Source organism: Methanolinea mesophila, assembly GCF_017873855.1.
GTDB classification, from domain to species: domain Archaea; phylum Halobacteriota; class Methanomicrobia; order Methanomicrobiales; family Methanospirillaceae; genus Methanolinea_B; species Methanolinea_B mesophila.
This window is the reverse complement of the sequence record NZ_JAGGKR010000001.1, coordinates 134717-155291: the sequence shown is the minus strand read 5'-3', so window position 1 is coordinate 155291 and position 20575 is coordinate 134717. Positions and strand designations below refer to the sequence as shown.

At 57.5% G+C, this 20575-nt stretch carries 17 protein-coding genes; 12 read left to right on the top strand and 5 right to left on the bottom strand.

Going from position 1 to position 20575, the window contains the following annotated elements:
• The first annotated feature begins 44 nt into the window (after window positions 1-44).
• Both hisD and J2741_RS00750 read left to right on the top strand, forming a co-directional pair.
• On the top strand, window positions 45-1289 hold the full coding sequence (hisD, locus tag J2741_RS00755; protein ID WP_209673153.1) for a histidinol dehydrogenase: 1245 nt from the start codon (window positions 45-47) through the stop codon (window positions 1287-1289).
• A gap of 297 nt (window positions 1290-1586) precedes the next feature.
• Window positions 1587-1964: a hypothetical protein gene (locus tag J2741_RS00750; protein WP_209673152.1), complete on the top strand. Its 378-nt coding sequence runs from the start codon at window positions 1587-1589 to the stop codon at window positions 1962-1964.
• A gap of 340 nt (window positions 1965-2304) precedes the next feature.
• Here the strand turns inward: J2741_RS00750 and J2741_RS00745 are convergent, their stop codons facing one another.
• Window positions 2305-5247 (bottom strand): PKD domain-containing protein, encoded by a 2943-nt coding sequence (locus tag J2741_RS00745; RefSeq protein WP_209673151.1) that lies wholly within the window; start codon window positions 5245-5247, stop codon window positions 2305-2307.
• Window positions 5248-5498: 251 nt separating this feature from the next.
• Between J2741_RS00745 and J2741_RS00740 the strand changes: the two genes are divergently transcribed.
• The gene (locus J2741_RS00740; protein ID WP_209673150.1) at window positions 5499-8543 is read left to right on the top strand and encodes a PAS domain-containing sensor histidine kinase; all 3045 of its coding nucleotides are present in this window, start codon (window positions 5499-5501) and stop codon (window positions 8541-8543) included.
• Window positions 8544-8828: 285 nt separating this feature from the next.
• Here J2741_RS00740 and J2741_RS00735 read toward each other — a convergent pair whose 3' ends face one another.
• On the bottom strand, window positions 8829-9035 hold the full coding sequence (locus J2741_RS00735) for a histone family protein (protein WP_209673149.1): 207 nt from the start codon (window positions 9033-9035) through the stop codon (window positions 8829-8831).
• A gap of 662 nt (window positions 9036-9697) precedes the next feature.
• Here J2741_RS00735 and J2741_RS12995 point away from each other — a divergent pair.
• From J2741_RS12995 to J2741_RS00710, 6 genes are all read left to right on the top strand, one after another.
• Window positions 9698-9820, top strand: coding sequence for a hypothetical protein (locus J2741_RS12995; RefSeq protein WP_280897031.1), 123 nt, complete (start codon window positions 9698-9700; stop codon window positions 9818-9820).
• Window positions 9817-10950, top strand: coding sequence for a chloride channel protein (locus J2741_RS00730; protein ID WP_209673148.1), 1134 nt, complete (start codon window positions 9817-9819; stop codon window positions 10948-10950). The genes J2741_RS12995 and J2741_RS00730 overlap by 4 nt, the downstream gene beginning before the upstream one ends.
• A 250-nt stretch (window positions 10951-11200) precedes the next feature.
• A complete protein-coding gene (locus tag J2741_RS00725) occupies window positions 11201-12280 on the top strand; it encodes a permease (protein ID WP_209673146.1) in 1080 nt (359 codons plus the stop codon).
• Between the two features lie 6 nt (window positions 12281-12286).
• Window positions 12287-12559 (top strand): hypothetical protein, encoded by a 273-nt coding sequence (locus tag J2741_RS00720; RefSeq protein ID WP_209673144.1) that lies wholly within the window; start codon window positions 12287-12289, stop codon window positions 12557-12559.
• Between the two features lie 12 nt (window positions 12560-12571).
• On the top strand, window positions 12572-12808 hold the full coding sequence (locus J2741_RS00715) for a thioredoxin family protein (RefSeq protein ID WP_209673142.1): 237 nt from the start codon (window positions 12572-12574) through the stop codon (window positions 12806-12808).
• 43 nt (window positions 12809-12851) lie between these two features.
• On the top strand, window positions 12852-13094 hold the full coding sequence (locus J2741_RS00710; RefSeq protein ID WP_209673140.1) for a thioredoxin family protein: 243 nt from the start codon (window positions 12852-12854) through the stop codon (window positions 13092-13094).
• Window positions 13095-13191: 97 nt separating this feature from the next.
• Here J2741_RS00710 and J2741_RS00705 read toward each other — a convergent pair whose 3' ends face one another.
• Together J2741_RS00705 and J2741_RS00700 are read right to left on the bottom strand one after the other, a co-directional pair.
• Window positions 13192-14547: a PKD domain-containing protein gene (locus J2741_RS00705; protein WP_209673138.1), complete on the bottom strand. Its 1356-nt coding sequence runs from the start codon at window positions 14545-14547 to the stop codon at window positions 13192-13194.
• A 960-nt stretch (window positions 14548-15507) separates the two neighbouring features.
• A complete protein-coding gene (locus J2741_RS00700) occupies window positions 15508-16422 on the bottom strand; it encodes an aldolase (protein WP_209673136.1) in 915 nt (304 codons plus the stop codon).
• Window positions 16423-16932: 510 nt separating this feature from the next.
• On the opposite strand from J2741_RS00700, the gene pfkA reads away from it, so the two are divergent.
• Window positions 16933-17904 carry a 6-phosphofructokinase gene (gene pfkA, locus J2741_RS00695; protein WP_209673134.1) on the top strand — a complete coding sequence of 324 codons (972 nt, stop codon included), beginning with the start codon at window positions 16933-16935 and terminating at the stop codon, window positions 17902-17904.
• Between the two features lie 136 nt (window positions 17905-18040).
• On the opposite strand, the gene J2741_RS00690 is transcribed toward pfkA, so the two are convergent.
• The gene (locus tag J2741_RS00690; RefSeq protein WP_209673132.1) at window positions 18041-18682 is read right to left on the bottom strand and encodes a YIP1 family protein; all 642 of its coding nucleotides are present in this window, start codon (window positions 18680-18682) and stop codon (window positions 18041-18043) included.
• Window positions 18683-18960: 278 nt separating this feature from the next.
• Here J2741_RS00690 and hxlB point away from each other — a divergent pair, with 278 nt between their 5' ends.
• Both hxlB and J2741_RS00680 read left to right on the top strand, forming a co-directional pair.
• Entirely contained in the window at window positions 18961-19599 is a 639-nt protein-coding gene (gene hxlB, locus J2741_RS00685) for a 6-phospho-3-hexuloisomerase (RefSeq protein WP_209673130.1), read from the top strand.
• Between the two features lie 466 nt (window positions 19600-20065).
• Entirely contained in the window at window positions 20066-20563 is a 498-nt protein-coding gene (locus J2741_RS00680; protein ID WP_209673128.1) for a DUF6125 family protein, read from the top strand.
• The last annotated feature ends 12 nt before the right edge of the window (window positions 20564-20575 follow it).

Sequence of the window (20575 nt, the reverse complement as noted above, 5' to 3'; positions counted from 1 at the left end):
CCTCCCGGAACCTTAACAAGCCATTCTGCCGAAGTGTTCTCACAATGTGGAAGGAAGTCTCTATCGACACCTGGATTGCAGGGAGAGCCTCCAGTCTTGAGGATGTACGGCAGAATGTAGCCGGGATCATCGAAAGGGTGCGGAATGAAGGCGATGCCGCGCTGAAGGCCATGTCCCGTCACGTGGTGCTGGAGGACGTCGCGGTGCATGAAGAGGAGATCGCAGCCGCGTACGAGAGCGTCGATGATGCGGTCGTGGAGCGGCTCATCGAGGCCGAGGCACGCATCGAGCAGTTCCACGAACTCCAGAGGCCCCGGGGCCTCTGGCTCGACTCGATCGAACCGGGGATCGTATTCGGGGTCAAGACGACCCCCCTGCACAGGGTCGGCATCTACGTGCCCGGCGGCCGCGCCGCCTATCCATCGACCGCCCTGATGTGCTCGGTACCCGCACGGGTGGCGGGAGTCCGCGAGATATGCGCCTGCTCGCCTCCCCCCGTCAAACCGCTTACCCTTGTCGCCCTCGACATCGCCGGTGTGACCGAAATTTACAACGCGGGCGGGGCACAGGCGATCGCCGCAATGGCGCTCGGTACCGAAACGGTCCGCCCGGTGCAGAAGATCGTCGGACCGGGAAACGTGTATGTCACCATGGCGAAGATGATGCTCCGGGAGAAGGTGGAGATCGACTTTCCCGCAGGCCCGAGCGAGGTCGCGATCATCGCGGACCGCACCGCCGATCCCGAGATCGTGGCATCCGACATCCTCGCCCAGGCGGAGCACGACCCCGATGCGGCCTGCCTCCTGATCACCACGGACCGGGACCTGCCCGGGAAGGTAGGGAAGGCGGTCGCCGCAATGACACAGAATGCCCCCCGGCGTGAGATAATCGAGAAAGCATTGCTGAATTCCGGGTATGTGGTCGTCCGGAACCTCGATGAGGCGGTCGCGCTCTCTGACCAGGTCGCCCCCGAACATCTCTCGATCCAGACCGAGGACTCCCTTGCCCTGGTGACCCGGGTTGAGAATGCAGGGGCGATTTTTGTCGGGCGGTTCTCGGCGGTCGCGAGCGGTGATTATGCTGTAGGGACAAACCACGTCCTTCCGACCGCAGGATACGCGAAACTTTACTCAGGACTCGATGTGAACCACTTCTGTAAAACGGCATCGGTCGAGATGGTAGACCGGACCGGTCTCGAGGCGATCGGGGACATCGTCGAAACGATCGCGGAGGCGGAAGGACTGTTCGCCCACGCGGAATCGGTACGGGTCCGGCGCCGGAAACACTGAATTATTTCCTAATATCTCTTTTATGCGTATTTTCCCGCAGCTTGCGGGCTGTCACAATAGATGCAGACCTGCAGCCTGTTGACAGAGCGCCCAAAACCCGATCGGTCCGGGCCCGCTCGGAAGGGTTTCCCCGGTTTCGGAATGCATCCGCTCCACCGGCATAAACTACTTAAACTCACAGGGTGAGGGGTGCCTGACCGGGGAGCACTCCGGCGAGCTACGTGATTATAAAGACAAGGAGGCAATATCTTGCCAATCGGACAGAAAGTCTTTCAAATCGAGTGGAAAAGCATGGGAATGTCGGTAAAGGCCGTGGGCCCCGAAGGTATGACCATGGAGATGACCGCAAGCGGGGAAGTGACCGGGTTCGGACCCGCAAAGGGCCTGAAGGGGATGGCCGTGATAACATTCCAGGATATCGTCGGACCAGGTGGAATCACCACAGGAAACGGGCAGGGGTTCATAAATTTCACCGGAGGAGAGACGGCGGTATGGAAATTCATGTTTGCCGGGAGAATGAAGAGCCCCGGAGTCCAGGCATGGGTGGGACCTGTCACCTACATGACCATGGCCAAGAACCTGGCATGGATGAACGAGATGGTATTCATCACTGAAGGTGAAGGCAAGAGCGGGTCGCCTGAAGCCCGCGATATCGTATACGAGTGGGTCCCGTAGTCCCGCGGCCAGGGGACACGCCGGCATATTATTTACCTCTTTTTCAAACTGGTTCCCAGCTGACCGTTTCCGACTTGCGTCCGTGCCTTATGGAAGGAGGGGTCGGTCCCGGGTATACAATTGATATCCCGGTTCTCCCCCCCGGTTTCCGCACGGCAGGCGTGAGCGGTAAATTCTTCGGCTCTGTCAGATCCATGTTTTCTTTCAAGTATTCCTGCATTTTCAAAGGTTTCGCCAGGGCTAAATTAAAAACAAAAACGTATAGGGTGACAGGGTACAGCAAAGTAAATTCTTTTGAAAACATCCGGGATCCGAGCCCGGACGCTAAAAAATGTGGAGTTCAGGCGACTACCATGTAGGGCCGCATCATCTCGTTATCCTCGTGGTCGATGATGTGGCAGTGCCATACATATCCCGGTCCGATCGTGGGATCGAACGGATATTCGTCGCCGTCCTGCTGGGCCCAGCGGATCCTGATGGTAGTCACTTCACCGGGGTTCATCTGGACGGTATCCTTCCACCCGGTCTCGCTCGGGAGTGGCCCCGACGGGCTTCCAAGCAGGTAAGGCGTAAGGTTGGGCACGTTTATCGTGGGATGGTCGAGCGGGGGCTCGCCGTTCAGGGCGATCCAGTCGGTCTGGTAAGTGTCGACATCGAACGCCTGCCTGCTGACCAGCTGGAACTGTACCAGGTGGAGGTGAATGGGGTGGGTATCCATGGTGGGATTAACGATCATCCACTCCTCGGTGGTTCCCTGGACCGGAAGTTCTGATACCGGCGCCATCCACTTCTGCCCGTCAAGGAGAATCTCCAGCGGTTCGTCTTCCGGACTCACGACCTCCTGGAGGGTCAGGATCCTGGTGTTCACCGGATCAGGGAGGGTGGGGAAGGTCCCGTTCAGGGTCGGGTTCAATTCGGCGGGGAGGACGGGCATCCCCGGCCCCACGCCCGACGTCACGGTGAACTGGATGATCTGGCCTGTCGTGGCGGGGTCGACGGCATCCCCGCTGGGGAACGGCGTCGGTGCGTCGTTCATCAGGATCACCTTTGTCCCGGGAGCAAGGCTCGAGAAGTCAATCAGGATATCCGCACGCTCTCCCGGGGCGATGGTGAGCTCGTTTTGCTCCGCCGCCGTCTTGAGATATCCGCCATCGCTCCCAATCTGGGTGAAATTCATGCCGTTCGACAGCGTGAGTGTGTAGAACCGTGCATTGGACCCGTCGAGCAGCCTGAACCGGTATGCCGCCCTGTCCACGTTCATGTTCGGCCAGACCATCCCGTTCACCATGATGGTATCGCCGAAGAACTCGGGGTTCCAGTAGGGGTGGACGTCCGGGACGTTTCCAACGGACGGGAAGAATATGGAGCCGTCAGAGAGGAACACACGGTCCTGGATTGCAAGGGGTACCTCGTACTTCCCCTGCGGAAGGACCGCACCAACCGGGTCGTCCTCGTCTCTTAAGAGATAGAACCCGGCGAGTCCGGACATCACGTTGATCCTGGTGATGCCGAGCGCATGGTCATGATACCACAGGGTCGCCGGCTGCTGGCTGTTGGGATAGATGTACACCGCGGAATCCGGGTCTGTCGGCTCTTCAGTCCGGTAGTCCATCCCGTGCAGTCCGGTCGAGGTGAACCACTGTTCCGGGCCTCCGTCCGAAGTGGACTGGACTTCCGCTCCGTGGAGGTGGGTTACCAGCGGGACAGGATACTGCGCATCGGGATAACCGGGCGGATAGGGGTTGAACGGCGGGATCGGGTGCGGCATCTGGTTCGGATTTGCCCAGTGGAGCGTGGGATCCACGGCGAACAGGTGGGGGTCCTCAATCTGGTTCTCCCACTTCACCGTGACCGGTATGTCTTTCTCTGCTTCGAAGCTGGGGGCGGGAGAGTTCCTCACAAATCCGAGGGGCTGACCGGTAACACCATCCTTCGCCTCACCGCCGTAGCCCCAGACCTCGGTCTCCGGGAATGGCGGGGGGAGGATCTGCTGGCAGAAACTTGACATGGTAATTTCGTAGCGTCCATCCTCGTCCCCCACGTAGACCGGCGGCGGTCCGTTCAGTTGGTTCACCCATTTGGGAATAGTGTGCGGATCGATTGGCAGTGCCGGTTCGGGAGGGAGAGGAGTGGTCGAGAACCCGATAAGGGTCCCTGCGTTCTGCATCACGACCCAGTAGCCCTTATAGGGAAGCAGGTCCTGGACCGGCCCGCCCCTGGCATACCCCCATCCCGGCTGATTCAGGGACGGGCTGATCACCATGAGGTACCCGAGTCCGTGGTTTGCACCTTCCTGAATGCTGATCAGGGCCTGGTCGAGCGGCATCGCAGGGAACACGCCGGAAGTGAACGCCGGAGCCGGGCCTATCAGGTTTATCCCGGCGTCGAGCACCCTCGTCGGGGGTGCGGAGACCTCGTCGGAGGGATACAGGGAGACTATCCCGGCGCGTTTCATCTTGATATAGAGGGCATCGAGCGGGGAGAGGGTGTAATCCCCGGAAGGAATGAACCAGGACCCATCATTCCACCCAAGGACGATGAGACAATCGTCGCCGGAGAACCGGAGAAGCCGTTCCAGTTTCGCCTGGTCCGGGTCGAGCAGGATCGGGGTCGAGAAGAGGTTCCATCCGCTCGGCAAAGTGACGTTGAAGTGCCGTCCGGGAGCGGGCGGGCAGGAGGACTCTACGACCACATTGTGCACCACGAAACTTGACCCGGCGGTATTCGTCACCGTGAGAGTGACGGGAAATGTCCGGGTGTAGTCCGAGGTAAAGATATGAACCGGGTTCTCCTGGGTGGAGACCGGGCCCCCGTCCCCAAAGTCCCATAGGTAGCTCAAGGGAGGGGTCCCGGTCGAGAGATCGGTGAAATGCACCTCGAGAGGGGAAGGTCCCTGATCCGGATCGGCGTCGAACTCAGCCACCGGGGGCTCGGGCGGCGGGCCGGAGACATTCACGGTGATAAATGTCGAGGCTGTGCTCGAAGTCTCGAAATTGGTCACTACGAGGGTCACATTATAGACCGTGGAGCTTTCGGCCGTGAACGTATGGATCGGGTCGGGATAGGTCCCGATAGGAGAACCGTCACCGAAGTTCCACATATAACTGAAGATGCCTGTCCCGGTCGACGTATCGGTGAACTGCACCGTGAGGGGGGAGAATCCTGAAGTCTGATTTGCGGAAAAACCTGCCACGAGAGGAGGGATGGGGTCGGCAGATGCCGTCCCCGCACCCGAGAGGAAAAGGAGCAGGATTACTAACGATAAGTACGCTATGTATCGCACACCACACCACCTTCGTTATGATGACTCCGGACAATTGGTATTTATAGTTTTTTGCAGGAGGCGGGTGAATCCCAACCTTTTACATCACACCTGCCTATGAGAACCCCAAATAGACGTGTTTAATATCTCTGAGTGAAACAGAATATCAACCGCCGGGAAATTGAAAAAGAAGTCCGTAAATCGGTCAATAATAAATTTTAATTTTGCCGGGGAACAACAACAATACTGCGACGCATCGGAGAGGAGATCTCGTGAATAATGAGGAACAATTCTTTCGGAACCTGATCGATACCAGCCATGACTGGGAAGAGCTGCTTGGACCGGATAACCTGTATATCTACCTCTCTCCGGCGTGCGAGCGCATTACGGGATATTCCCCGGAAGAATTTATTGCGGACCCGGACCTGTTGGAATCGATCGTCCATCCCGAAGACGGGAGAATCCTGAAAGAACACCGGGATCGAATTTTTCATGAATTCAGGGATGAAACCTGCTGCCTGGACTTCCGGATAATAGCCCGTGACGGGGAGATCCGATGGATAAACCATTGTTGCAGGCCGTTGTTCGACGACCGGGGAGAATTTATCGGTCGCCGCGGGAGCAACCGGGACATCACGGTGAGAAAGAAGGCCGAAGAAGATCTCCAGGCCCTTGCGGACCGTTACCAGCTGTTGCACGAAGAGTACGAGGTCGCAAACGAAGAACTGAGATCCCAGAACGATGAACTTCACCTGTTCTCCGAGAAGGTCGCCTTCCAGGAGAGAAAACTCCAGGGTATACTATCCTCGATGGAAGACTTCGTGTACATCGTGGACCGGGACGGTACGTGTGTATATGTGAATGCCGCGGTGGCAAAGGCAGTTTCCGGTGAGCCCGCCGATCTTTGCGGGAGATCGGTCGAGGATATCTGGGACCGGGCAGGCGTGGTGATGGAATCCATCGGGTCATTCCGGGCAGACCTCGCCGCTGCATTTCTGACCGGGACATCGAAGACCGGGGAGAATGTCTTCCGCGATCCGGAAGGGATCAGGTGGCGGCTTTATACCATCCATCCGTTACGCGACGAGAGCGGAGACCAGAAGACCGCGCTGGTCACCTCAAGGGACATCACCAGGATGAAGGTGGCCGAACGGGATCTGAAAAAATCCCATCGTGAGCTGATGGACATCATCGAGTTCCTCCCGGACGCGACCTTTGTCCTTGACGACCGCCAGCAGGTCATCGCCTGGAACAGGGCAATTGAGACGATGACTTCTGTCCCGAAGGAGAATATCCTCGGGAAGGGGAACTACCTGTACTCCATCCCGTTCTACGGGGAGGAGAGGCCTATGCTGAATGACTTCGTCATCACCGGAAAGCGGGACATCGGGCATCTTTACGATATCTTCGAGGACCGCGATGACGTCGTGATCGCCGAGACGTTCGCTCCCGGGTTCAATAACGGAAGCGGAGCACATCTCTGGGCAAAAGCATCGGTGATCAGGGACGACGAGGGCAGAACCATCGGGGCCATCGAGACCATCCGTGACATCACCGCAAAACGGAGGGTGGAAGAGGAGCTGCTCCGGAAAAACACCGAACTCTCGGATATGAACCGGAAACTGAACGTCCTCTATGAAGAGCTTGCCGAGATCGAGGAAGAACTGCGCCAGAACTATGATGAGATCGTGAGAGGCGAACGTGCGCTCCGTGAGAGTACAATACTGTTCTCCAAAGCGGAATCAATTGCCCACCTCGGGAGCTGGGATCTTGATGTGCGTACCAACCGTCTTACCTGGTCGGATGAAGTGTACCGGATATTCGGCCTCGAACCGGGTGTATTCGGCGCGACATATGAGGCCTTCCTGGACGCGGTGCACCCTGATGATCGCGACGCGGTGGACGCTGCATACCTGGGGTCCCTTCGCGAGGGCGTGGATCACTACGAGATCGAGCACAGGATCGTACGGAAAGACACCGGCGAGGTGAGATCTGTCCACGAAAAGTGCGAACATTACCGGGACGGGACAGGCTCGATCATCAGGTCGGTCGGAATGGTGCACGATATCACCGGGAGGATCCGGGCGGCCGAAGAACTTGCCGCCAAGAACCAGGAACTTGCCGCCAAGAACGAGGAACTTGTCGTCCTGAACGAGGACCTCGCGGAGAAGGAGGAAGAGCTCCGCCAGAACCTGGACGAACTCGGGAAGAGCGAACGCACGCTCCGGGAGACTACACAGTACCTGGAGAACCTGATCGGATATGCCAATGCCCCGATCATCGTATGGAACCCTGAGTACCGGATCACACGGTTCAACCGGGCGTTCGAGGTACTTGTAGGGAAAAATGCGGAGGAAGTGGTGGGAATGCCCCTCGAGAGCCTGTTTCCCGGCAGATGCAGGGATGCGAACATGAACCTGATCCGGAAGACCTCGAAGGGAGAGCGGTGGGAATCCGTGGAAATCCCGGTTGTTACGAACACCGGGGAGATTCGGACGGTGTTGTGGAACTCTGCCACGTTGTACGAACCGGACGGGACCACCGTCCACTCCGTGATCGCCCAGGGGCAGGATATCACGGGCCGGAAAGAGATGGACGCAAGACTTCGGAGGAAAGCCGAAGAGCTCGCGAGATCGAACGAAGAACTGGAGCGTTTCGCGTACGTGGCGTCCCACGACCTCCGCGAACCGCTTCGCATGGTGACGAGTTTCTCCCAGCTGCTCCAGCAGCGCTACCAGGGAAAACTCGATGCCGATGCGGACGAGTTCATCGATTACGTGGTCGAGGGCGGAAAAAGGATGGACGCCCTGGTAAACGACCTCCTCGAGTTCTCCAGGATCAATTCAAGGGCAAGACCGCTTGCCCCGACCGACATGAACGTAGTGGTGGAGGATGCCCTCAAAAGCCTCTCGGTCTCCACGAAGGAGAGCGGGGCGAGGATCGAGGTGGGATATCTTCCCACGGTCCCTGTGGACCGCACGCAGATCGCCCAGGTATTCCAGAACCTGATCTCCAACGCGATCAAGTTCAGGGGGGAGGATGTCCCCTGGATCCGGATTGGAGCCACCCGTAAGGATGAGTTCTGGGTCTTTTCAGTCCGGGACAACGGGATAGGGATCGATCCTGACTATGCCGAGACCATATTTGAGATCTTCAAGCGGCTTCACACCAAGGAGCAGTACCCGGGAACCGGTATCGGGCTCGCGATCTCCCGGAGGATCGTGGAACGACATGGAGGGAGGATATGGGTGGAATCCGATATCGGTAAGGGTTCGACCTTCGCATTCACAATCCCGGCAGGGGATACGTTCTCCTGACCCGTCCCTTCCCCGGTGAGTCCTCCAAGGGCGGTACTGATCAATCCCGGGAAGCCCTGTGATCCCGTGTGACGGAGATGACGTTAAACCCAGGCGAAATTTATGTTTTTACCGGGATGCCGGGTTCTCTCAATTTCCCCGACCAGTCGATCGGCCAGGGAAAGTACCTGGGCCATGATCAGGAGGATGATCGCGGTATTCATCCAGGGGCGTGATTGTTCACGAAAAGAGCGCTTCCGCCAGGGCTTTTAAAATTCCAGGAAACGAAAGAAAGAGAGGGTGGATTTACGCGGACTTTGCCGCGAGATCCACGTCCTCTTCCTTGATAGTCTTTCTGCCTGCGTGCATCGCAAGCCGGTTTGCTTCCTTGACCAGGTTTGCAATGTAGTCTTCGGTCTTTGCGACAAGAGCAGCCGCGGCATCGCTACCGACTCTCTCTGCTCCGTTCTGCTTGGCAATCCTTACGACTGCAGCGATAGGTAAATCTGCCACCTTGATTACCTCAAAATACTAAAAGAGCTGCTGGTATTTATATATATCCCCAAAACGGTGGCTTCTCTTACTACCATGTGGAGTTTTACCCTCAATTTACACTCCGAAAAGAGGAAATTCCATTGGAAAAAGTTCATGAACGTGTCGATGAAGGAAGATAGGACCCCGCGGCCGGATCGAATCACCATCGTCCGGAAATCTGGTAATTTCCAACTGGTAGAGGGATCTGCCGAAAATACACAATTTTCTCATGATTTGTGGAACCTACCGTTGCCGGGGCAGGAAGGTTTCAGGCAATCACTGCGGTAACAAAAAGCGTGATGCGCCCGCAGTCCGGGTGCCGATTCCCACGAAACGATCTCGTCATGGGGGTCGCCTTCACAGTGTGCCTTGTAAAGGGCAGGATCCCCTCGTTACGATGGACCGGGATACCGGTTCATATCCTGGAAAAACAACTCCTATGGAGTGAGTAACAATTTAATCGCTCTTAAGAACGAACCGATTTCCCTCCTCCCTGGGCAGCCCCGGATTCACCGTATATCCGTCAGGCACACCGTGGATCAGCGGCCAATGGTTCACGACCTCGTCATGAAAAAATATAACCCCTGAATTCCCAGATACGCTACCATGATCTTCGCATGTTCGGCCCACGGGAGTATCGAATGACGACGAAACTGATGCAGGGGCTTTCATTCAGGCGTTCCGGTAAAACCCCCGTGGTGGACGGCGGACGGGGAGTTTATGCAGGTACGCTGATCGCCTCCTCTATGGCGGGGGATTCATGAAAATTCCCCGCCTACGCGGACCCATGCCCTCGGGGAAGTTTTTCGTGGTCGCACTACTCCTGTTCCTGGTCACTACAGGCGCAATGGTGGTATTCCTTGCCGCCCAGACGACAGTGACAGGATTCATCTGGCAGGGGACCCGGTACAGTCCGTTCTTCATCCTGGCGATGACGATCCTCGGGGGACTTGTGGTCGGACTGACACTCCGGCATTTTGGCGATCATGTCGGGCTTCTCCAGCAGACCCTGTTCATGTTCCGGGAGTCGGGGAGGTTCGAACCAAAGTACCTCCCCGGGGGGCTGCTTGCGATATTCTTATCCCTGATCTTCGGCGCAAGCCTCGGACCCGAGATGGCGGCCGTCGATATGGGCGGGAGCGTGGGGACCTGGTCCGGTGATAAAACGAAGGATACGACAAAAAATATCAGAATACTGAGCCTGATCGGGATCAGCGGAGCCCTGGTCGGGTTCGGGGTATTCCTGGGGGCGACCGCGACCACGTCCGGAGCGCTGTATCCTGTTCCTTCCTATGCGGAGTTCATTCCGATCGACCTCCTCTATGCCGCCGTGCTTGGTCTCATAGGGGGTGTCGCCGGTCTCGCATTGGTATATTCTTACCGTATCTTCTCCCGCGCGATGACCCCCCTGGCCGGGAGACCGGTTCTCCGGGGAGTTCTCGGCGGACTTGTGCTGGGCCTCCTGGGTATTGCTGCTCCGCTGATCCTCTTCTCCGGTCAGTATGAATTCCAGACGGTACTCATCGAGGGGGCTGCGCTCGGGGCGGCCACGTTGTTTCTCCTGGTGGTGGCGAAGATCCTCGCGAGTACATGGTGCATGGCCACGATATTCAAAGGCGGCCCAATCTTTCCCCTGATTTTTGCCGGTGGGACCCTCGGGATGGCAATAAGCCTCGTATTTCCCGTCATCCCGCTGACGGTTGGCATCACCGCGGTCATGGCAGGAATGATCGTCTGCATCCTCAAGTCACCATTCGTGGTGATCCCGCTCCTTATCCTCATCTTTTTCCAGTGGGGGATCATCCTCGTCGTGATCGTGGCCACGCTGGTAGGCTACCTGGTCACGAAGAATGTGTATATGGTCCCGCGTCCCAAGTCCGGAACCGGGCGGTAGGCAGGGATTCCGGTTCAAACAACATTTTTTGAAACTGCCGGCCCGGCCCGGTGAATGATAACGCCGGCCCCCGGACGGAAATACATCCGGGTGATAAGGTTTATACCGGAATATTTCAAATATAGTTGAAATAGTGAACCCCTCCCACACCGGACACCCGGGGTGCACGAGGTATATGCGATGAGGAATATGGAATGAAGGATACGCGGAAAGGTGTGGGGAGAGTCCCGGTGAAGGAGGCCTGCCCGGGATGACTGACCCCCTCACCGGCTCGCTTCTTGCCGGCTGGGATACCCTGTATTCCTATCTTAGCCAGCACGTGCTGACCTGCCTTGTGCCGGCATTCTTCATTGCCGGCGGGATCGCTGCATTCCTCAAAAAAGAGGCAATTCTAAAATATTTCAGTCCCGATGCAAAGAAATCCGTCGCCTATGGTATCGCCTCGGTATCCGGGACGGTCCTTGCGGTGTGCTCCTGCACCATCCTCCCCATGTTCGCGGGAATCCTGAAGAAAGGCGCCGGACTCGGACCCGCGATCACCTTCCTTTACGCCGGGCCTGCGATAAATATCCTCGCAATCGTCTATACCGCAAATGTCCTGGGCCTTGACCTCGGATTCGCCCGTGCGGTGGTCGCGGTGGTGAGTGCGATCGCCATCGGGTTGATCATGGCCTGGCTCTTCCGGCACGAAGTCCAGGACGGACAGAAGAAAGGGAGCGGTGCTCCCCGCTCCGACGCCGCGCCCTGCGAGGAGGAACGCCCCCGCTGGGTGGTGCCGCTCTTCTTCGTTCTTCTCGTCGCGGTGCTCCTGGTGGCGACTTCAGGGTTCCTGGACGTGCTTGTCCGGCTGTTCGTCGTCTACTTCCTGACTATGGGTATCGCGGTGCTGCTTATCTATTACTTCACCCGGGACGAGGTGACCATCTGGGGGCTGGAAACCTGGGACCTTACGAAGAAGATATTGCCCCTCCTTATCGTGGGGACCTTTGCCCTCGGGGTGCTTGCGTATTTTCTCCCCCCGGAGACGTTCCAGCCTTACTTCGGGTCGAACGACCTGTTCTCATGCTTTTTGGCTGCGCTCGTGGGGGCAATTCTTTACATGCCCACCCTTCTGGAGGTCCCGATCATCGGGACGACGCTGGGGTACCTCTCTGGGGTGATGGCAAAAGGACCGGCACTCGCACTCCTCCTCTCCGGCCCTACCATCAGCCTGCCGAGCCTCCTGGTCATCTACAGGGTCATCGGGGGGAAGAAGACGGTTGCATATGCCGTGCTCGTGATCATATTCGCCACTGTGGGGGGTTACCTCTTCGGGGCGCTGGGGTTGTGAACCGCGATGACAAATCTCTATGATAAACCGCCCTGCTGTGCGGCTGACGCCCTCCGGCAGGTAAAGACCATATCCGTCAACGGCATACCCACCGGGATTGCCATGATGGAGAAGGTATTTTCGGAGGTAAACGCACTGGGAATATCGGATGAAGCCCGCCTTAAGGAAACCCTCCTTGAGAAAGTAAAGGTGTACAATTACGTCCCGCGGGCGGCTGCACCCGCATATGCCGAGGCTCTCCTCAGGGAGTACCGCGAGTACAGGCCCCCGGGGGCCTGAGGGAGAACAGCGATGATCAGGATCGAGGTGCTCGGGACCGGGTGCGTGAAGTGCAGCAGGATGCATGCGAACGTCCTCGAGGCGGTGAAAAAGACCGGGGCGGATGCGGAGGTTATCCAGGTAAAAGACATAAATTCCATCGCCGATCGGGGAGTTATGCTCACTCCTGCCCTGGTTATCGACGGGGTTATAAGGGCTGAGGGAAGAATCCCCTGCGTGGAGGAGATCGAGGAGATGATACAGGAATGACCAATAAAGGAAAAAGGACGGCGGAATCTACAGGGGTATATCTATGAAAACAATCGAAGTGATCGGAACGGGTTGCATGAAATGCACGCGTTTGCTGAAGAACGTGGAGATCGCGGTAAAGGAGCTCGGGATCGAGGCCGAGGTCAGGAAAGTGGATGACATCACCGAGATAATTGACCGCGGGGTGATGCTCACCCCGGCGCTCGCAGTGGACGGGGAGCTGAAAGTCTCCGGTCGTGTCGCTGATGTCCCGGAACTGAAACGAATTCTTAAAGAGAGCGCCTGAAGCGCGGGCAGAAAAGCCCGGGCGCTGCCTTCCCCTTCCTCGGAGAAGTCCCCTCCAGGCAGGGGCGGATAACCGTTTTTTTCGCGGGACAAAAGAATCATGCTCCGATGGCTGCAAGAGTTCCGTTTCCGGAGACGTACACCCAATAACCCTGGCCGGGGCGAAGCAGGCCGGAATCATTGCTCGCTCCCTTCGAATCCCTGAGTATCGAAGAGTCATACGTCTGGGTTGAAGCGTTATACCCGGTGCAACTGGTCCACAGGTCGCCCAGGGATGAAAGAGTCTCGTTTGCCGGGACCGGTGCGATATCGGTGAAACCGACGGCATTCCACCCGGAGAAGAGCTCCTTGACCGCCGGGGGGTGCGCGGGATCGGTGCTGAAGATCAACGAGAGTTCGCTCTCTTCCGTGGAATAGATCCAGATCCCGTCAAGCGGCCTGACCCGCGTCCCGCCATCAAGCGGTTCCCACCCGGTCAGTGGCTGATACCCGAGCACCGGGTGGTTTCCGGTGAGGTTCAGGTCCATGATCTTTCCGAGGATGGCGTATGGTGCGAGCTCCCGCGGTACCGAGATAAAGTTCCACCCAGGGTGGAGCGGCACAAGGTATTCAGGGACCCAGAGAAGGTCGGTCCGGGTAGCGTTACGCCCGCTTGTGGTGTCGATAACAGTGAGCGTAACCTCGTATTCGCCGGGGGCCCCGTAGGAGTGGGCCGGGTTTTCTGAGGTATACTCCGGGTAGTCGTCCCCGTTGATATCCCATGCATACTCGACCTGGCGGGAGGAAATCCCGGATATCCCTGCGGATAACGTCCCGTTGAGGGGGAATGCGAACCTGGATGAAACCGGCGGAGTTGACGGGAGGAAGCGGATCACCTCAAGGCGCAGTGAGGTTTCCTGATCACCGGTCAGAGTGGTGTTTGCTGATCCTTCTTCCTGGTAGGTCAGGGATTCGTTGAGGGAATTGTTCGACAGTTCCCCTGAAAGATTTGAGTTGCCGGACCCGTCGGCGGGAATGATGAGGGATTCGTTGAGGGAATTGTTCGACAGTTCCCCTGAGAGATTTGAGTTGCCGGACCCGTCGGCGGGAATAATGAGGGATTCGTTGAGGGAATCGTTCGACAGTTCCCCTGAAAGATTTGAGTTGCCGGATCCGTCGGCGGGGATAATGAGGGATTCATTCAGGGAGTAATTAACGAGTGTGCCCGTAAAGGATGAATTCTCCTGCGGGGCTTCGTCTGCCGGCATGGATTCGTTCTCAGATCCTGCTGAATAATCCGGTTGATTACCAGTGAGGTTGACGACGGCGGATTCCTGTGCAGGTACCGGAGGGGTGTCATTCTGGAGGGGGAATCCCGTGCCTGCGGTATCCATTGTGCTGATGCAACCTGACGCGGTCCCCAGGGTAACCAGCAGGAATGCGAGAAGGACAATGGTGCCCGCGTACCTGTTCATGTGGATCACCTCCGATTACGATGCGTCTGCCGAAAGAAGAATGAAAGGACCCGGAACCGGTTCTTCTCCCACATTCCCCCGGAAGGCAGATGATCAGCCCGGATACCGTGTGGCAAGCATATATATTTTGTCCATGCGGCACCTGCATACGCTCCCATCGGAACTTCTATTCATTACCCTGACACATGCAGGGGTGCCGGGAATGATAACGCAGGCCCGGCGACACCCGTAATCCTGGGAAACATTCTTAAAATGGTACCGTGACAGGCACAGTCGGTATGACCCTATGGTCGATCACATGATGATGACCGGTCACATGTGGGTTTTGTCAGGATGTAAACCGGCGGGATTGCCCGGATTACCACAAGACAAGATCCTGGTTGACCGGAGTGAGACCATTCCCGCGATCCGGGAGATGAAAATGCACGCCAGGAAGCCGGAAAATATACGGGATCGAGACCGCGAGTCCGCGGGGGAGATGCTCACGGCCTAAGAACTGGATAAGAAACTATCCCGCTCTTTCATCGGCCTGACACCTGAAGAGGCCGCACCGAGGCTTGAAACCTACCGCACCTGTCCCAGGACATGGTGCAGACCATGGTCTACCTTAACCTTTCCGTCGGCGGGCATCTCACGGTGCTTGTCGCACGCACCCGGGGGCCGTTCTGGTCCATACCTCCCGCAAAAATCCTCCTGTTCGCGGTTATCGGCACCCAGTTTCCGGCCACGCTCATTGCCGTGTATGGAATTTTTATGACCCCTATCGGCTGGGAGCTCGCCGGGATCGTATGGATACACCCTGGTCATGTTTTTCTTCCAGGACCGGGTGAAGCTGCTCGCCTACCGCGTATTCGGCAGGGAACCTTCGGGCATCCTGGTAAAAGAGAGTGGAAAACCCGGGGGAAATTTGCCCGCAGATTGAAGGAAAAGGGATCCCTGCCTCGCGTACCCAAACGGGATCTACTTTCCGATAATTTTCAAAGCCTCATCCGGGCCGGTATCATCGAGAGAGATGGCAGCAATGGCATCACACATCCTGACAGCCTCCTGAAGAGACTTCTGGTGGATGTTCCGCCCGGTGGCGTTCCCGCTTGTCCCTCCGAGATGGATCTGGTTATAGAGACCTTTCAGGAACTGCGCTTCGTCCACGCTCGGTCCCCCCGAACAGATGATCTTCGTCCGCCCCCCGGCATTAGTGGCCTCTTTTAGCAATTCCGGGACCTGGACCCCGTCTTTTTCAGGCACGTTCACCTTCGCAAAGTCACTTCCCAGCGCCGCGGCGATGCCGGCAGCCCCGGCGACGAGGTGGGGAGCGGTCTCGTCACGGACGCTTTTTCCCCGCGGGTACATCCAGAGTACCGTCACCAGCCCGTAGCGGTGAGCACTGACCACGATCCGGGCCGCCTGCCGGAGCATCTCCGACTCGAACTCGGAACCGGGATAGACCGTATATCCCACGGCACGAATTGAGAGCCCGCTCCGATCCCTGAACCGTACTACGTCCCCGACCGTGTGGAGCATCGGACTGAAGGGGTCCTGGTCGGCGGTTTTTCGAAGGTTTGTCTTGGAGTTCAGTTTCACCAGGTACGGGACATTCCCGTAGTCCATGCCGTACCGGGAGATCAGCCCGAGCTGAGTGGCAAACACGCCTATCCTTCCTCTCGCGGCGATCCGGAAAAGGTGCTCGGGATCGGCATCATCCGGATGGATTCCCGGTCCCATGAAGTCGTCGTTTAAATGTTCGATCTTCTGGTCGCCTGCAAAGAGCATCAGCCGTCCGCGCCCGTGAGTTATCTCCCTGTAATTTTCGCGATATATATCCCGCGTCTCCACCGGCACATCGAGCGGGACGAAGCCCTCATCCCCAATCTTCATGGCAATTCATCCTGTCGTTCCCGTTATTGTTCTTTTCGGCCTGAGAAGGGTGAAGCCGGTCGTTCCAGCCTGCCGGATATGAGACATCCACCGGGGTGTCCGCCGCCTGGGAGTGGGACTCTCCACAGGGAGCATGACCGCCGGCGTCCTCCCCGACCTTCGACACTTCCCGGGGAGTCCTGGAATGGTGATCTCCCCGGCCCCGGGACCCCCGTTACAATGGTTTCGTTCTTTTCGGCGGGCCACGCTGCGATAGTTCCGAGGGCCCGGGGAGAATCCGGCGGGTCCGGACCCTTCTGACTGGGCGGTTCCCGGGCAGAAATAAGTGCTCACCAGCCGGACTGCAGTTCAATGAAATTGTTCGCCTGCCCGCCAGCAGCGTCCGGATGGTACCTTGACCATAGGAACGCAACATTCTCAAGGAATTTTGCTATTTCCGGCTGTGGAAACAACCCGTACGAATCCTTTAAGAAAAGGTTTATCTGGAAAGGCAGGTGAAAAGGCTCAACGATGAAAAAGATCGGGATTCTGACCAGCGGAGGAGACGCGCCGGGGATGAATGCCTGCATACGCTCGGCGGTGCGGACGGCGCTGGCCGCCGGCATCGAACCTGTCGGCGTCCTCCGGGGTTTTTCCGGGCTCATCCGCGGGGAATTCACGCCTCTGGACCGGAGTGTCATCTGCAATATCATACACAGGGGCGGCACGATCCTCGAAACGTCGCGCTCGGCCGAGTTTGAGACCCGGGAGGGGAGGTCGCGTGCCGCATCCATGGTCAGGGATGCGGGGATCGATGGCCTGGTGCTGATCGGAGGCGACGGGACATTCCACGGCGGGACCCTGTTCCAGGAAGAGACCGGTATCGAGGTGGCGGGTGTCCCCGCGACGATCGATAATGATGTTTATGGAACCGATTACTGCGTGGGCTTTGATTCCGCCATAAATTGTGCACTGGAGGCGATCGACAGGATCAGGGATACCGCCCTTTCTCACGAGCGCCTGTTCTTTATCGAAGTGATGGGACGGGATACGGGGTTCATCGCGCTGGAAAGCGGGATCGCGGGCGGCGCAGAGGAGGTGCTCATTCCTGAGGACCCGATGAGCGAATGGGAGCTCATCTCCCGGCTCAGAGAGTACTTCCGGGCAGGGAAACGAAGCGCCATCGTCGTGGTCGCGGAGGCGGATAACCCGGGATGGAGTTTCCGACTCTCAAGGGAAGTGCACGAGGCGACCGGGATTGATTCCAGGGTCTGTGTGCTCGGACATGTCCAGCGCGGGGGGTCGCCCACGGCCAGGGACAGAGTCCTTGGGAGCATGCTGGGATCATCAGCGGTGAACGCGCTCCAGGACGGCAGTTCCGGCTGTGTCGCGGGGGAGCTCCACGGAGATGAGGTCCTGACCCCGATGAAAGAGACCTGGATGAAGAAAAAAAGCCTTGATTCTCATCTGGTGATGCTGAAGAATCTATTATCCGAGGAATAAACCCCCGGGGCCGGATGGAGAGAGGAATCGGGGGACATGGCCAGTCCTCTCGTGGAGTACAAATTTCCTCAAAGCAGGAGAGGTCTGTTCAGGACGGGTTGTACCCCCTGAAGTACCTCATAACCGGAAAAAAGAGTTAGTAAGGTCCGCCCGGGACGAGACTCATCAGGGCGGCCATGAAGGTTCCCACTACCGCGATGCCCAGGACCACGAATATCAGGACAAGCACCAGGGGAACGACTACCGCCAGGATTGCATGACCGAGCACCATCTCATGGTTTTCCTTTATCCCGAGGATGAGAAGGATCCACGCCCAAATGACTCCGATAATGGAGATGTAAGGGATCCACCCCAGGATAAAGAACGGCGTGGACGCGTACATCACGGTCTTGATAGTCTGTACCACTCCTTTCGTCCCTCCGAAGAGCAACACGAATACGTGATAGAAGAACCCGTCCAGAAATACCCCGAAGAGCAGGATCAGGAAGAGGAAATAGGCCATGAACAGGCTGAGGGTTGCCACGAATCCCGTGAACACCGACAGGACGTTCGCGCCGATAGTCCCGAGGAGACCGGTTGCTGCAATCTGGTTTACGTAGTCGGTGAAGAATACTACACCGACGGTGATCGATACTATCGCATTAAGAATACTGAAGATGACAAGGAGAACCACGTAGTACTGAAAGGCGCTGGTCAGGCTCTCGGATCGGGTAGCCTGGAATGTAGCGGCAGGTTTCAGGAGAAAGCCTTTTACTTTCTCCGCAACGTGAGATAACATACAATTGCTAAGATATCCTGTTAACGGATAAAGATTCCCGCAACAGGCCGGAAAAACCAAAGGTGAGCCGGGACCCCCTTGGCGGTATACGCGGGGACCGGCAGACCTGCCCATAACTCCGCATACCAGGGGGAACGCTGAGGGATTCAGAGGGCTGCCCCGGCGCATCATCTTGTCGCCATACACCTATTCGTCCGGATTTATAGACGCTCCCCGGACGGTGGAGTGATCTGATCTCGAAATTCTGATGTAGGGATGGAGCACAAGAATGATCAGGGATGAAAGACGGGGAGAGGGATCTGGAGACCTCCTGTTACTCCATCGGCGAACTCATGCAGTTGATGGCGACCAGGATAAAGGGGATCGCAGTTGATCTAGAACGAAAGGAGACATCCTGCTTTCTCGACGAGATGCTCGCCGCGAAAAGGATCTATGTGACAGGGGCCGGGAGATCAGGCCTCGTATCCAGGGCATTCGCGATGCGGCTCATGCACATCGGGTTCGAGTCCTACGTAGTTGGCGAGACTATCACCCCCGCGTTGTCCCCCGGGGACACCCTTGTCGCATTCTCGGGATCGGGTGAGACGAATTCCATCGTGGACATATGCGAAACGGCACGGGATGTCGGTGCCAGGATCTGCCTGATCACCGGGGCGGAAGATTCCAGGATTATGCGGATAGCAGATTGTGCCGTGGTCCTTTCTGGAACCCTCGCCTATACCGTGGAGGCGCCCGCCGGCTATGAAGTCCGCCAGATCACCGGGCAGTACAGATCGACCTCCGCCTCGTTTGCCCCGCTTGGAACCCTGTACGAGGCGTCTGCGCTGATATTCTCCGATGCGATCATCACGGCAATGATGGAAGCCCGGCACTGCAGCATCGACGAGGTGAAGGGAAGACTCTCGAATGTCCAGTAACATTCTGCGGTTTTTACAATTCATGAGTCTTACAAAAAGATCAACAGGTAATTCCGGGAAAAAACAGGTTTGTTGACGTCCTCACTTCGTGAAGTTCACGAGGCTCCCCCCCGCCAGTGCAGCAACACACCGTTGCGCAATATCGCGGGTAAAAGTGTAATCCTGGCTGAATGATACCGATGAATACCGATCGATAACAGAATACCGGGCCAATCGTATGAGGGCACCGCTGCGGCGGGACGCTCCCTGCGTCAATGGGTTCCACTTTTCCTGGTTAAAGTGCAGATTCAGGAACGTCTCACCACCCCGACGGATGCCCGGACGACGGATCCGGACACCTCCCGATGCACTTTCATGATGTCACTTCTTTCCCGGACACGCGAGATTACCAGAGATATTTCATGGCGGGGACTTCCCGGGAGGTATATTTCCTTCCCGGTGCACTTTAATCCGGTGAACGTTTGATATGGCAAATCAGGGGCATGCCGGCAGGGAACTCGTGGATGCGGCAAAGAACTGGCATGCGATCGACGGGCTCTGGTTCATCGCGGTCGAGGCAAGGTTCGGGATGGAAGCAGCGATATCCTGCGACAAAGAGGTCTGGGAGCGTTTCTCGGCCATCGAAGCCCGGCGGATCAAGGAACGGTTGCAGCTCCCGGATAACGGAAGACTCGATGCCCTCGAACAGGCTCTCCGGCAACGGCTGTTCTCATTCGTAAACGAGCAGCGCGTGACGAGAGTGGACCCCCGCACACTCGAATATTACCTGGTCACCTGTCGTACGCAGCAGGCGAGGGACAGGAAGGGCCTCCCGAAGTTCCCCTGCCGGGAGCTCGGGGAAGTGGAGCACCGCAGTTTTGCCCGGGTCATCGACCCCCGGATAAGGGTGGAGTGCATCTCCTGCCCGCCCGATCCCCCGGTCCCGGGTTTTTACTGTGGCTGGAGGTTCGTCATACCCCCGTGATCCGGCCTGTGT

Excerpts from the sequence above, each read along its gene's own strand:
- hisD (WP_209673153.1), top strand. The coding sequence starts at position 45 with ATGTGGAAGGAAGTCTCTATCGACACCTGGATTGCAGGGAGAGCCTCC.
- J2741_RS00750 (WP_209673152.1), top strand. The coding sequence starts at position 1,587 with ATGTCGGTAAAGGCCGTGGGCCCCGAAGGTATGACCATGGAGATGACC.
- J2741_RS12995 (WP_280897031.1), top strand. The coding sequence starts at position 9,698 with ATGACGACGAAACTGATGCAGGGGCTTTCATTCAGGCGTTCCGGTAAA.
- J2741_RS00730 (WP_209673148.1), top strand. The coding sequence starts at position 9,817 with ATGAAAATTCCCCGCCTACGCGGACCCATGCCCTCGGGGAAGTTTTTC.
- J2741_RS00725 (WP_209673146.1), top strand. The coding sequence starts at position 11,201 with ATGACTGACCCCCTCACCGGCTCGCTTCTTGCCGGCTGGGATACCCTG.
- J2741_RS00720 (WP_209673144.1), top strand. The coding sequence starts at position 12,287 with ATGACAAATCTCTATGATAAACCGCCCTGCTGTGCGGCTGACGCCCTC.
- J2741_RS00715 (WP_209673142.1), top strand. The coding sequence starts at position 12,572 with ATGATCAGGATCGAGGTGCTCGGGACCGGGTGCGTGAAGTGCAGCAGG.
- J2741_RS00710 (WP_209673140.1), top strand. The coding sequence starts at position 12,852 with ATGAAAACAATCGAAGTGATCGGAACGGGTTGCATGAAATGCACGCGT.
- J2741_RS00705 (WP_209673138.1), bottom strand. The coding sequence starts at position 14,547 with ATGAACAGGTACGCGGGCACCATTGTCCTTCTCGCATTCCTGCTGGTT.
- J2741_RS00700 (WP_209673136.1), bottom strand. The coding sequence starts at position 16,422 with ATGAAGATTGGGGATGAGGGCTTCGTCCCGCTCGATGTGCCGGTGGAG.
- pfkA (WP_209673134.1), top strand. The coding sequence starts at position 16,933 with ATGAAAAAGATCGGGATTCTGACCAGCGGAGGAGACGCGCCGGGGATG.
- J2741_RS00690 (WP_209673132.1), bottom strand. The coding sequence starts at position 18,682 with ATGTTATCTCACGTTGCGGAGAAAGTAAAAGGCTTTCTCCTGAAACCT.
- hxlB (WP_209673130.1), top strand. The coding sequence starts at position 18,961 with ATGAAAGACGGGGAGAGGGATCTGGAGACCTCCTGTTACTCCATCGGC.
- J2741_RS00680 (WP_209673128.1), top strand. The coding sequence starts at position 20,066 with ATGGCAAATCAGGGGCATGCCGGCAGGGAACTCGTGGATGCGGCAAAG.